Source organism: Gordonia sp. i37 (genome assembly GCF_002043085.1).
Classification (GTDB): domain Bacteria; phylum Actinomycetota; class Actinomycetes; order Mycobacteriales; family Mycobacteriaceae; genus Gordonia; species Gordonia polyisoprenivorans.
This window is the reverse complement of record NZ_MVPX01000342.1, coordinates 1-12,047: the sequence shown is the minus strand read 5'-3', so window position 1 is coordinate 12,047 and position 12,047 is coordinate 1. Positions and strand designations below refer to the sequence as shown.

Sequence of the window (12,047 nt, the reverse complement as noted above, 5' to 3'; positions counted from 1 at the left end):
TCGGTGCGGCGCGCGGCCAGGACGACGTCGGCGCCGGCTTCGGCGAAGGCGATGGCGAACGAGACGCCGAGACCTGACGAGGCGCCGGTGACGACGACGACCTTGTCGGTCAGGGAGAACATATCGAGGACGGACACTTTCGGGAGCTCCTTCGTGATGGTGGGTCGACTGCGTGGTGGATCGACGGTGTGTGGCCGGTGGGCTACAGCCAGGCCGGATCGGTGTCGAGGGTGGTGCGGTCGAGTGCGGCCAGCAGCTCGAACTGCGGCCCGGTCTTCGGCAGTTCGTATCGGTAGAAGTATTGTGCCGCAGCGCGTTTGCCGTCGTAGAAGTCGCCGGTCGACGCGCCGACCGCGAGTAGCTGCTCGAGCCACATCCAGGCGATGACGATGTGCCCGGTGGCCTCGAGGTAGGCGGTCGCGTTGGCCAGGGAGACGGCCACGTCGCCTGCCGACCACACGGCGACGGTGGTCGCGACGAGTGTGTCGAGTCGGGTGCGCAGTGCGGCGGCGTATTCGGCGAGCGCCGGATCGGCCGCGGCTCTGGCGATGGTGTCGCCGATGGTCTCGGCCAGCAGGGTCAGTCCCGCACCGTCACGCATGACGACCTTTCGTCCCAACAGGTCCAGGCCGTGGATGCCGTGGGCGCCTTCGTGGATCGGGTTCAGCCGATTGTCGCGGTAGTACTGCTCGACCGGGAATTCGCGTGTGTACCCGTAACCGCCGAGGACCTGGATGGCCAGGGAGTTGGCCTCGAGACACCATTGCGACGGCCAGGACTTGGCGATCGGGGTCAGCACGTCGAGGAGCAGTCCGGCGCGGGCCTGCTCGGCGTCGTCGCCGGTCTGTTGGAGATCGACGAGCTTGGAGCAGTACAGTCCCAGCGCGAGCGATCCCTCGACATAGGACTTCTGCGCCAACAACATCCGCTTCACGTCGGCGTGTTCGACGATGGGGATGGGCTTGCTGGTGGGGTCCTTCTGGTCGACCGGACGGCCCTGCGTGCGTACCTTGGCGTATTCCAGGGATGCGAGGTAACCGGCGTATCCCAGTGAGGTGGCGAGGAATCCGACGCCGATGCGTGCCTCGTTCATCATGTGGAACATGTAGGACAGGCCCTTGTGCTCCTCGCCCACCAGGAACGCAACTGCTCCCGGAGTGGGGTCGGGGGAGTGGGTCCCGTCGCCGAAGTTGAGCAGGCAGTTGGTGGTGGCCCGGTTGCCCATCTTGTGGTTCAGCCCGACGAGTGCGACGTCGTTGCGGGTGCCGTCGGGGAGATACTTGGGCACGATGAACAGGGAGATGCCCTTGACGCCGGGCCCGCCACCGGGGGTCTTGGCCAGCACGAGGTGGACGATGTTCTCGCCGAGTTCGTGGTCGCCGGCCGAGATCCACATCTTGGTGCCGGTGACGCGGTACGTGCCGTCGGTCGCGGGGATCGCCTTGGTGGTGATGTCGGCGAGCGACGAGCCGGCCTGCGGTTCGGACAGGCACATGGTGCCGAAGTAGCGGCCCTCGACGATGGGTCGGACCCAGGTGTCGATCTGTTCGGGTGTGCCGTATTCGGCGATCAGGTTGGCATTGCCGACGCTGAGGAAGGTGTAGGACGACATCGCGGCGTTGGCTGCCTGGAACCATGCGGCGCTCGCCCGGTTCACCACCGTCGGCAGTGCCATCCCGCCGAGTTCTTCGTCGAAGGAGCCTGCGACGAGCCCGGCCTTGAGGAACTCGTTGATGCCCGAGGTGATCTCGTCGGGCAGGACCACGGTGCCGTCGTCGCCGACGTAGGGCTCGTGGGTGTCGCCGAGGGCGTTGTAGGGCGCGTAGCGCCGGGTTGCGATGTCGGCGGAGAGTTCGAGGACCGCGTCGAAGGTCTCCCGGGAGTGCTCGGCGAAACGTGGACGCTCGGTGAGCTTTTCGACGTCGAGCCATTCGTAGAGCAGGAACTCCAGGTCGCGACGGGACAGCGGTTCGGCCATGACGCTCCATTTCGTCCGGGGTGCAGCCAAGCACTCGCTCATTTTATGAGCACTTGCTTATACTGCCTGGTGTGGCGGTTCGTCGTCAACATCGGCGGGCCCTGGGAACCGGGAGGTGAGGTGATGGCGTCCGTGCATGCCACCGAATCGGCTGCGGCGCAACGCATCCGTGCTGCCGCGATTGCGGCATTCGCCGAATTCGGGTACTCGGGGACCTCGACCCGGCAGATCACCGCGCGACTCGGGATGAGCGCGGCGGCGATGTACCCGCACTTCCGGTCCAAGGAGGAGTTGCTGTACTCGATCGCGCTTGAGGGCCATCAGGCGGTCAACGACGCGATCCGGGCGGCCGACGAACCGTCCGCACCGTACTCGGACCGGTTGCGCGCCGTGGTGGCCGCCTTCGCCGAATGGCAGGCGCGTCATCATCAGTTGGCCAAGGTGGTTCAGTACGAGATGCGGGCGTTGCGGCCCGAGCACTTTCGGGCGATCGCCGACCTACGGCACGAGACGACGGCGATTCTCACGACGATCATCACCGGAGGGGTTCAGGCGGGCGAGTTCCTCGCCGACGACGCCGACGACGTGATCCTCGCGATCTCGTCGCTGTGTGTCGACGTGTGTCGCTGGTTTCCCAGCCGTGCCCACCGTGATCCGCTGCAACTCGGCGCGGCCTACGCGCGGATGGCCTCACGCATGGTGCGGGCGCAGGAGCGGTCCGATCACCGCTCGCGGCCGGGGAACGGGGTGTAGTGGCGGCGTGCGGCAGTCGCCACGACCTCGATGAGCTGGGTCTCGTCGAGGACCGCGGGGGTGCCCGCGCTGACCGATCGCAGGTAGACCTCGCAGAGCCACTCGAGTAGTTCGATGTGCTCGCATGCGGTTTCGATGTTGCTGCCGACGGCGATGGCACCGTGATTGCGCATCAGTGCGGCGGTGCGTTCGAAGAGTGCCTCGTTGATGCCCGTGCTCAGTTCGGGGCTGCCGAAGACCGCGTACGGCGCGACGCGCACCGAGCCCCCGAGCATGGCCGCGGTGTAATGGATCGCCGGGAGTTCGTCGACGATGTTGCCGACGGCGACCGATGCGATCGGGTGTGCGTGGGCGACCGCGGCGGTCGACGAGGTGCGGTAGATGTCGAGGTGGATGCGCAGTTCGGAGGTCGGGCGGTACGGCGTGGGAACGGCGACGGTCCCGTCGAGATCGACCACCACAAGCTGCTCGGGCGACACCGAATCGAGCCGGCAGCCCGACGGGGTGACCAGCACGTGTTCGCCGACGCGGGCCGAGAGGTTGCCACCGGTGCCGATCGTGTGGCCCGCCGAGGCGAGTTGGTGGGCCGCCGCACAGAGGTATGCGCGCTGATCGTCGATGTCCACTCCTTGACGGTAGCGCCTTTGTGCAGTTCATGGCGGGGATGTGGCAGTTCATGGCGGGTGAACGCCGACGCCGTCGGCCCGTCGCGCGCTGTCGGTCCTCGGATGTCCGCCGGGCGTCAGGTGACGATCCCGAACTCCTTGATCTTGCGGTAGATCGTGGCGCGGGAGATCCCGAGCGCATGTGCGGCAGCAGCTTTGCTGTTGCCGTTCTCCTCCAGACTGCGCACTATCGCATCACGTTCGAGCGCCTCGATGCGGGTGAGCGTGTGCCGACTCGTGGTCCGGCACCGTGGCGGGAGTTGGCCGACGCCGATCACCCCGGAACGCTGATGGGTGACCACCTCTCGTAGCGTCTGGCGCAATTCGGCCACGTTGCCGGGCCACCCGTACTTGCTGAGCTGAGCCATGGCGTCGGAGGCCACGGTGAGCTCCCGTCCACGGGTGAGCTGGCGCAGCAGGGCAGGTACGAGATCGTGGAGATCCTCGATGCGGTGCCGCAACGGCGGCAACTCGACGGTGTGGCCGAAGAAGGGCAACAGCATCGACGCGGCATCGGCCGAATGCAGGGCGGTGGTGACGCCGAGCCAGCCGGCGTACTCCCGGCCGGGCAGCAGGTCGGCGATCGCGGCCTGGGTGTGGGCGGGCACCCGGTCGAGGTCACGCAGGATGATGCAGAACCCGTCGCGGTCGAGTTCGATGGCGAGGGCGTCGAGGGCCTCGTCACTGTCCGACGTGGAATCGGGGTCGGCATCGAAATCGTCGGCGGTGAAGATCCGCGTCGTCGACGGCTGGTAGCGTTCGGCGGCAGCGCGCAGCAAAGCTGTACGGCCGGAACCACTTTCGCCGGCCACGGCGATCCACTGCCCGGCCTGGACGTGACCGGAGATCCGTGCACAGCACTGCCGCCAGGACGAGCTGCGTCCGACCACCCCGGGCAACGAGGCGACGGGACGCAGCGGGGTGGAGGCAGCAGGCGTGGGCGCGGAATCGAGGAGATGGACCCGGAAAACCGCGATCGCGGTATCGGAGTCGTAGTGCTCGTCGACCGGTGACAATCGCGCGACCCGACCGCTGGGCAATGTGCTGACGCGATTCGCCGACACCCGGTCCGGGGACTGGTCGACGGCGTGTTCGAGGATCGCGAGTTGGTCGCCGGGATCGATGCTGTGGCGCAGTCGACGGTTCATCAGCACCACGTCGCCGGAGATGGCGAGCACCATCGCCTGCGGGGCTCGCCGGCAGGTGGCGAGGTAGGCGTTGAGCAGCCGGGATTCCCGTTCGCTGGCCTGCGAGACCATGCGGTGCACAATCTGCGAGGTGGCGGATTTGGCCAGGGACAGCAGCAGCGTCGAGGGGTGTTCGTCGTCGGACGGACAGGTGAGGTCGAGGGCGCCGACGACCGCCCCGGAGATGGGGTGCACGATCGGCACACCCGCGCAGGACAGCGGCCCGAGACATCCGGCGTAATGCTCGGATCCGCGGACCAGGGTGGGCTGGCGGGTCTCGAGTGCGGTGCCGATTCCGTTGGTGCCGGCGTGCTCCTCGCTGTAGCTGTACCCCGGGGCGAGGCTGACCTCGTCGAGCATCTGCTGCAGGCGGCGGCTGGCGGTGGTGCGTGAGAGCACCACTCCGTCGGCGGAGGTCAGGATGATCGAGACCGGCTCGGTGGACAGATCGTCGGCGAGTTGGCTCAGGATCGGGCGGGCCGCACTGACCAACGGGCCCTCGAGGTTCGGTTCGCGAACGAACGGCAGCTCGAGACGATCGGCGTGGACGTTGAACGCACGCGAACGCTTCCACGACGTCGAAATCGAGTCGCGGACGGCATCATCGAGCGCGTCGTCGCTCAGGAATTTCTCCCGGGCTCTGGCGATCGCTGCGGTGGACATGGCTGCTGGTGGTGTGGGCTGTGGAATCACCGAGCAAAAGGCTCCTCTGCGATCGGGGGCTCCGCTGTGATCTGGGTCTCACCTGCTGCGAGTGTACCCCCTGGGGAGGACCGGCCGCGATCAACGCCGCGAACGAATCTCATCGTCCGGATCGCGGCCGGCCCAGTCCTGGGTGGGAATGATTCGGCGTCGATCATTCCCGGGCGGTGTGTGCCGGGCCCGTCGACCCGGCACACACACGACTCAGTAGATGTTGGACGGGCGGACCATGCCCTCGGCCAGATCGCCGAAGCCCGGCGCGGGGATGGCGCCGGGGTTGCCGAGCACCTCCTCGACCACCGCTGTCTCGGTGGTGATCAGCAATGCCGCGATCGACGCGGCGCTCTCCAATGCCGCGCGGGTCACCTTGCACGGATCGATGACGCCCTCGTCGAACATGTCGCCGTAGGAGCCGCTCAGGGCGTTGAACCCGTGCCCGAGGGGCAGCCCGGTCACCACCTTGACCACCTCTTCGCCGTCGTAGCCGGCGTTGGTCGCGATCCAGAACAGCGGCTCGGCCAGCGAGTTGCGCACCACCTGCACACCGGCGCCCTCATCGCCGGAGGTGTCCAGCGATTCCAGGGCCCGGTGGGACTGGGCGAGTGCCGTGCCGCCACCCGAGACGATCCCGGCCTCCACCGCTGCCCGGGTCGCGGCCAGGGCGTCCTCGACCCGCAGCATGCGTTCCTTGAGCTCGACACTGGTGACACCGCCGACCCGGATCACCGCGACCCGGCCGGTCATCCGCGCGATCCGCAGTTCCAGGGCGTCGCGGTCGGCGTCGATTCGTGCCCGCTCGAGCTGGGCCTCCAGATGGCGCACCCGGGCGTCGACGAGCTCCTGCTCGCCGTGCGCGCCGACGATGGTCGTCTCGTTCTCGGTGACGGTCACGCGATCACAGGTGCCGAGGTGCTCCATGCTGACCTCGGAGAGTTCGATCCCGGTGTCCTTGGCGATCACGTGGCCGCCCAGGGCGACCGAGAGATCCTCGAGTTCGGCGATCCGGCGATGCCCGAATCCCGGGGCGCGGACCACCACCGACCGCATCGTGTTGTGCATGTTGCCGCCGACGAGCAGTTGCAGGGCCGGTCCGTCGACGTCCTCGGCCAGCACCAGCAGTGGCCGATCGGCACGCTTGGCGACCTCGATGGCAGGCATGATCTCCTGCACCGAGGTGATCTTCTTGTTGGTGAGCAGCACGACCGGGTTGTCGAGCACCGCCTCCATGCGTTCGGGATTGGTCACCATGTACCCGGAGATGTACCCGTGATCGAATTCGATGCCGTCGACGACCTCGACCGACAGCCCGAGTGTGTCGCTCTCCTCGGTGGTGATGACGCCGTTCTTGCCGACGTGTTCGACGGCGGCGGCGATGACCTCACCGATCACCTCGTCGTCGCTGGCGGCCAGCGACGCGATGCGTTCGAGGTCACTGCGGCCGCCGATCTGCACGGCCTGCTCGGTCAGCGAGCCCAGGACGGCGGTGACGGCGCGTTCGATACCCCGCCGCACCCGCATCGGATTGGCGCCCTGCTCCACGGCCCGCAGGCCCTCCCGGACCATGGCCTGGGCCAGGACCGTCGCGGTGGTGGTGCCGTCACCGACGACCCCGTTGGTCTTCATGGCGACTTCCTTGACCAGTTGGGCGCCCATGTTGGCGAACGGGTCTCGGAGCTGGATCTCGCGGGCGATGGTCACACCGTCGTTGGTGATCGTCGGTGGTCCGGTGAGCTTCTCCAGGACGGCGTTGCGACCCTTGGGTCCCAACGTCACCTTGACCGCGTCGGCGAGGGCATTGACGCCCCGTTCCAGCCGCAGCCGCGCTTCGGCGTTGTAGCGCAACTCTTTGGCCATGTTGTCCAACCTTTCTCGAATATCTTGCGGGGTAGATCTTTTCGGGTGTTTACGGTGTTCTCGGGTGCGGTCAGGGGATCAGGATGGCGCGCCCCCTGACCTTGCCTGCATCGAGGTCGTCGAGGGCCTGCTGGAAATCGGTGAGCGGATAGGTCGCGGTGTGCAGCGTGACCTTGCCCTGGGCGGCCAGCGTCATCAGTTCGGTGAGGTCGTTGTAGGAACCGACGAGATTGCCGATGAAGTTGATCTCGGTCGAGATGATGTCGATGGTGGGGACATTGATGTTCTCGCCGTACCCGACGACGAAATAGTTGCCGGCCTGCCGCAGCATCGCGACACCCTCGGCGGTCGCGCCGCCCTCGCCGACGAAGTCGAGCACCGCCTCGGCGCCCTTGCCATCGGTCAGTGCCAGAACCTTCTCGATGTGGTTGCCGTCGGCGACGATTCCCTCGTGCGCACCGACCTCGACGGCGAGTGCCACCGCGTCGGGGTTGCGGTCGAGCACCACGATGGTGACTCCGGAGATCGCCGAGAGCACCTGAATCCCGATGTGGCCCAATCCGCCTGCGCCGATCACGACGCACGTGTCACCGGGGCGGGTCATCCGCGCGACCTTGGCGGCCGCGTGATAGGCGGTCAACCCGGCGTCGGCGAGTGCGGCCACCGCGGCGGGCTCGAGTGAGTCGTCGATGCGCACCACGCTGCGGGCGGTCGTCTTCAGATAGTCGGCGTAGCCGCCGTCGGTGTCGATGCCGGGGAACTTGCTGTTCTCGCAATGCACGTCGTCACCGTCGCGGCACGCCCGGCACAGCCCGCAGGTGATCAGCGGGTGCAGGATCACCTTGTCGCCCACCGCGACGTTGGTGACGGCATCGCCGATCGCCTCGACCCAGCCGGCGTTCTCGTGGCCGATCGTGTACGGAAGGGCCACACCGCTCTTGGCCTCCCACTGGCCCTCGAGGATGTGCAGGTCGGTCCGGCACACGCCGGCACCGCCGATGCGCACGATCACATCGAGTGGCCCGGTGATCTCCGGATCCGGAATCTCGTTGAGCTGCAACTTGTCGTGGTATCCGACCACCTGTACTGCTCTCATGCCGACCTCTTCTCGTCGATTGCGCCCCCGCTGGTGCGCAGATTGGTGATGACCGGGCCGCTGGTGCCGTCACACTCGCCGTCGTCGGCGTAACGGGTGGCCAGCAGGCCGCGGCAGAAATGGCTGTTGCCCTCCATGGAGATCCGCACCGATCGCGCGAAGCGCAATCGCATCGGGATTTGCTCGGGCGGCAGCGTGGTGCCGTCCTCACCGACGACGACCCGGCAGTTGGGACACACACCCAGGCCCAGCTGCACGCGGCGGCGCAGCAGTGCCCACTTGGCGGGGCCGTCGGGCAGATCGCGCAGCAACAGATGCTCACAGTCCTCGACGGTGGCCTGACCGGACGAGATGAGCTTGGCCACAGCGCGTTCCATCGCCGCGGTGTGCGCCTTGCGCAGGAACGTCAGCCGCAGCTCCTCGAGATCCTGTTCGGCCTCCACACCGAAGGTGCCCTTGTAGCCGGCGTGCGCGGCGAGCCCGGCGTTGATCTTGTCCGAGTCGTGGTGGTCGTCGAGCATGACCCGCACATCCCCGATGCCGTCGATGTCCTCGAGTGCGTCGAGGGCATCGGAGGCCATCAGATACGCGAAGTTGGGCGAGCAGAACGACGTGGGCAACCGCAGGTGAACGGCGACCCCGTCGTCGTCGATGAAGATCGATCGGACGAAGTTCAACTCGGTGATCGGTTGGTCGAGTTCGGGATCGAGCACCGTACCGAGTGCCCCGAGCACCGCGTCGACGACCATCACATCGGTATCGGTCGGCTCCGACAGCGCCGTCATGATGCCACCGCATCCTTCGCGCCCGCGGCCACCTCGGCTCCCGGGTCGGCGGCATCGGTGGGGATGCGCAGCTCGGCGGGCACCTCGATGTGCGGGTACAGCGCGGCGGCGTTGAGGCCGAGGATCTTTCGTTTCTGATCGGTGGTGATCGGGGCGTACTCGGTCATGTCCTCCGGGATCTGGAAGTCGACGAAACGCTCAACCAGCCACTGCGGTGTCCACAGCGCGTAGTCGCTGGCGAAGAGGATCTTGTCCTCGCCGATCCAGTACAGGAGCTCACCGATGATCTGTGCGAAGTAGCGCGGTCGCGTGTGGATGAACGGAATCGCCACGGCCAGACCGCCGTAGACATTCGACTCCTGGGTGGCGATCCAGCAGAAGTCCTCGAGGCGGGGGAGCCCGACGTGCTCGATGATGAAGTTCAGGTCGAGATAGTCGGTGGCGACCTTGTCCACGTCGGCGACGTCGAAGGCATCGCGGTCGAGCGGCCGGATGGTGGGGCCCTTGTGCACGTGCACGTTCTTGATGCCCAGCTTGATGCACTCCTCGAGATACCGGCGCGACCAGTGGTCGTCGAGCTTGTATCCCCGTGAGTCGCCATGCCATTCGGCCGTGTAGAGCTTCACGCCCTTGAGATCCATCGTCTCGGCGTCGCGGCGGAGCTGCTCGAGGCCGTCCTCGCCGTCGCGCGGATCATAGGCGTGGTTGTAGGTGAGTTTGCCGGGATTGTCCTGACAGAGCTTCAGCGAGTCGTCGACCTGCGCGAAACCGTTGACGTAGAAATCCCGCAGGATGGTGGCCTGGAAGATGGCGTGATCGGCCGGCCCCTCCTCGAAGAGATCCCGCATGAGGCGATCGGGGCCGTAGTAGCAGTAGGTGTCGTAATCCCACAGCTCCTCGGCGGGACTGAGATTGCGGTGATAGTCGTAGAAGCAGTCGATGAACTGTTTGCCGTGGATGTTGCGCTGGTTGGATTCGCGGCCGTCCCACAGGTGGACGTGGGCATCGACGATGAAATACTTGTCGCCATTCTTCTCGTACATCGGTATCACTCGCTCTCTCGCGGCGTTGACGGGGCTGTGTGGGCTGAAAACTGGTGCTGTGGTGTCTTGTCGGATGGCGGAATTCGCCGCCGGGGCCTGCTTGCGGGGGCGGAATGACCCCGGCGGCGAAGTTCTCTGGCGACCGCTCCTAGGAGGCGGTCAGGTCGAAGCCGATGAACTCGGCGGCGTCCTCGGGGCTGGCGAACAGGATGGTCTTGTCGTCGAGATGGACCATCCGTCCGTAGTGGGTCGAACTGATCTCCTCGAAGATCGATCCGTCGAAGTCCTGGCCGAGGGCGTCGGTCAGTTCGTCGTAGTCGAAGTCGAGGCGGTTGACCCCGTCGACGCGGATCATCGACGGGTATTCGGTGAGTTCGACACCGTCCTTGGCGCCCATCACGTCGGCGACGACGCGTCCGATCGGTGTGTTCATGAGCGTCACACCGCACATGTTGGAGAACTCGGTGTCGGCTCCGAATTGCATGGTGCTCACTTGTTCAACTCCTCTGGGATATCGACATCGATGGCTGCCAGGACATCGGCGAACTTGGTCTTCGCGTGTTCGAGGCTGGATGAGAACGTGACGGACTTGTCCGCCGGCTGCGACCAGATCGGCTGGAGTCCGCGCGCGGCGTCGAGGCACCGGGGAACCCATTCGGACATCCACCGCGAGAACAGCTTCCGATTGTCGATGCCGTGCTTCTCGTCGCGGGCGAGCATCTGGAACAGGGCGCGCGAGTAGTTCAGGTCCCGGTCGTAGTCGTACTCTCCGGTGCCGACGATCGTCGGGGTGATGTAGTCGCCGTTGCGGGCGGCGACCTGCATGACCAGTTCGGACCGGAACAGCGAGCCCACCAGCTGCTCGAAGACGATGTTGGAGCAGAACAACAATTCGGCCCAGTCGCCGATCGCAGTCAGGCGTTCGACGGCCTCGCGGGTGGGCTGCCACTCGGGAGCCGACTGCCAGACCTCCTTGTGCGCCGACCCGTCGAACGCCTCCTCGGCCTCGGAGAGGTCGAGATTGAACAGCGCCAGATCCTGCGCGAAACGCAGTTTGTGGGCGGCGTTGACGCACACCGCGTTGTTGATCATGTTGGTCGGCGCGGACCGCTGAATCGAGGTGAACACGTGCAGGCCCATGCCGCTCTCGGCGTGCATCCAGGCTCCGAGGTTGCGCTCGATGAACTTGAGCCACGCGGAGTTCCAGCCGTCGTAGGCCCGTGCGCGCTTGGCGTTCTGCAGGCACAAATCCACCTGATGCACGACCGCGGAGTTGTTGCGGTAGATCGACTGTTCCCACTCCTCGTTGGGGTCGAGGAACTGATGCCAGTTGCTCGACTGCGCCGAGGTCCATTCCTTCGGGTATCCGCCGGGGCCGTCGCCGAAGCCGTAGATCCAGCCCTGGGTGAGGTGCCGTTCGGGATCCGGCTGGACGTCGACGGTGACGTCCTCGTAGATCGTGGCGCGCTTCTTGGAGGGCTGATAGTAGTTGTACTTGCGGCTTCGGCTGCTCGGGAATTCCCGTGCGCCGGCCTCGGCGTCGGTGAATTCGATGGACGGGAAACTGCGTTCCCGGGGTTGCGCTGGTGCGGACATACCTTTCGTTCCTGTCGTTCAGGCTGACTCGACCGCGGTGGTCGTGATCAGGAGTCGAATGCCGGGCTGGTGAACTTGTCGTAGAAGATCTGGTCGTGGGGAACCGAATGCTGTTCCGCCAGTGCGAGAGCTGCATCGACCATGGGTGGGGGACCGCAGAAATACACCTCCGTTCGGGCCAGGTCCGCTTCGTTGTCGTTGACGATGTCGGTGACGTTCCCGCCGATGACGGTGACGCCCTCGGGTGCGTTGTCGGTGCTCTCCGACAGACATGCGGTGAACGAGAAGTCGTCGATCTTCTCACCGAGAGTGGCGATTTCGTCGAGTAGAAAGAGATCGGCGGCGGTGCGGGCTCCGTAATAGAACCGAACCGGACGGTTCAGGCCGG

At 66.1% G+C, this 12,047-nt stretch carries 11 protein-coding genes and 1 pseudogene; 1 reads left to right on the top strand and 11 read right to left on the bottom strand.

The window, feature by feature from the left end; translation table 11 throughout:
* Together B1964_RS16800 and B1964_RS16795 are read right to left on the bottom strand one after the other, a co-directional pair.
* Positions 1-137: SDR family NAD(P)-dependent oxidoreductase (locus B1964_RS16800; protein WP_139765766.1), on the bottom strand; the 137-nt coding region annotated here is incomplete at its 3' end.
* A 65-nt stretch (positions 138-202) separates the two neighbouring features.
* Positions 203-1,978, bottom strand: coding sequence for an acyl-CoA dehydrogenase (locus B1964_RS16795; RefSeq protein ID WP_079930580.1), 1,776 nt, complete (start codon positions 1,976-1,978; stop codon positions 203-205).
* Positions 1,979-2,101: 123 nt separating this feature from the next.
* Here B1964_RS16795 and B1964_RS16790 point away from each other — a divergent pair, with 123 nt between their 5' ends.
* Positions 2,102-2,731, top strand: coding sequence for a TetR/AcrR family transcriptional regulator (locus B1964_RS16790; protein WP_006370690.1), 630 nt, complete (start codon positions 2,102-2,104; stop codon positions 2,729-2,731).
* Here B1964_RS16790 and B1964_RS16785 read toward each other — a convergent pair.
* From B1964_RS16785 to B1964_RS16745, 9 genes and pseudogenes are all read right to left on the bottom strand, one after another.
* Complete coding sequence (locus B1964_RS16785; protein ID WP_006370691.1) at positions 2,701-3,357, bottom strand: class II aldolase/adducin family protein; 657 nt, start codon at positions 3,355-3,357, stop codon at positions 2,701-2,703. The two genes, B1964_RS16790 and B1964_RS16785, sit on opposite strands and share 31 nt — an antisense overlap.
* Before the next feature lie 116 nt (positions 3,358-3,473).
* Positions 3,474-5,246, bottom strand: a complete 1,773-nt coding sequence (locus B1964_RS16780; protein WP_172398873.1) for a GAF domain-containing protein — start codon at positions 5,244-5,246, stop codon at positions 3,474-3,476.
* Between the two features lie 243 nt (positions 5,247-5,489).
* The gene (gene groL, locus B1964_RS16775; protein WP_006370693.1) at positions 5,490-7,139 is read right to left on the bottom strand and encodes a chaperonin GroEL; all 1,650 of its coding nucleotides are present in this window, start codon (positions 7,137-7,139) and stop codon (positions 5,490-5,492) included.
* A gap of 70 nt (positions 7,140-7,209) precedes the next feature.
* A complete protein-coding gene (locus B1964_RS16770; protein WP_006370694.1) occupies positions 7,210-8,235 on the bottom strand; it encodes an NAD(P)-dependent alcohol dehydrogenase in 1,026 nt (341 codons plus the stop codon).
* Positions 8,232-9,020 carry an iron-sulfur cluster assembly protein gene (locus B1964_RS16765; RefSeq protein ID WP_006370695.1) on the bottom strand — a complete coding sequence of 263 codons (789 nt, stop codon included), beginning with the start codon at positions 9,018-9,020 and terminating at the stop codon, positions 8,232-8,234. Before B1964_RS16765 ends, B1964_RS16770 begins: the two co-directional genes overlap by 4 nt.
* Positions 9,017-10,063 (bottom strand): amidohydrolase family protein, encoded by a 1,047-nt coding sequence (locus B1964_RS16760; RefSeq protein ID WP_006370696.1) that lies wholly within the window; start codon positions 10,061-10,063, stop codon positions 9,017-9,019. The genes B1964_RS16765 and B1964_RS16760 overlap by 4 nt, the downstream gene beginning before the upstream one ends.
* Before the next feature lie 148 nt (positions 10,064-10,211).
* Complete coding sequence (mimD, locus tag B1964_RS16755) at positions 10,212-10,547, bottom strand: propane 2-monooxygenase effector subunit MimD (protein WP_170320219.1); 336 nt, start codon at positions 10,545-10,547, stop codon at positions 10,212-10,214.
* Positions 10,548-10,552: 5 nt separating this feature from the next.
* A complete protein-coding gene (locus B1964_RS16750; RefSeq protein WP_006370698.1) occupies positions 10,553-11,659 on the bottom strand; it encodes an aromatic/alkene monooxygenase hydroxylase subunit beta in 1,107 nt (368 codons plus the stop codon).
* A 47-nt stretch (positions 11,660-11,706) separates the two neighbouring features.
* Positions 11,707-12,047, bottom strand: a pseudogene (locus B1964_RS16745) (CDP-6-deoxy-delta-3,4-glucoseen reductase); the annotation flags it as partial.

Excerpts from the sequence above, each read along its gene's own strand:
- groL (WP_006370693.1), bottom strand. The coding sequence starts at position 7,139 with ATGGCCAAAGAGTTGCGCTACAACGCCGAAGCGCGGCTGCGGCTGGAA.
- B1964_RS16795 (WP_079930580.1), bottom strand. The coding sequence starts at position 1,978 with ATGGCCGAACCGCTGTCCCGTCGCGACCTGGAGTTCCTGCTCTACGAA.
- B1964_RS16770 (WP_006370694.1), bottom strand. The coding sequence starts at position 8,235 with ATGAGAGCAGTACAGGTGGTCGGATACCACGACAAGTTGCAGCTCAAC.
- B1964_RS16790 (WP_006370690.1), top strand. The coding sequence starts at position 2,102 with ATGGCGTCCGTGCATGCCACCGAATCGGCTGCGGCGCAACGCATCCGT.
- B1964_RS16750 (WP_006370698.1), bottom strand. The coding sequence starts at position 11,659 with ATGTCCGCACCAGCGCAACCCCGGGAACGCAGTTTCCCGTCCATCGAA.
- mimD (WP_170320219.1), bottom strand. The coding sequence starts at position 10,547 with ATGCAATTCGGAGCCGACACCGAGTTCTCCAACATGTGCGGTGTGACG.
- B1964_RS16780 (WP_172398873.1), bottom strand. The coding sequence starts at position 5,246 with ATGTCCACCGCAGCGATCGCCAGAGCCCGGGAGAAATTCCTGAGCGAC.
- B1964_RS16765 (WP_006370695.1), bottom strand. The coding sequence starts at position 9,020 with ATGACGGCGCTGTCGGAGCCGACCGATACCGATGTGATGGTCGTCGAC.
- B1964_RS16760 (WP_006370696.1), bottom strand. The coding sequence starts at position 10,063 with ATGTACGAGAAGAATGGCGACAAGTATTTCATCGTCGATGCCCACGTC.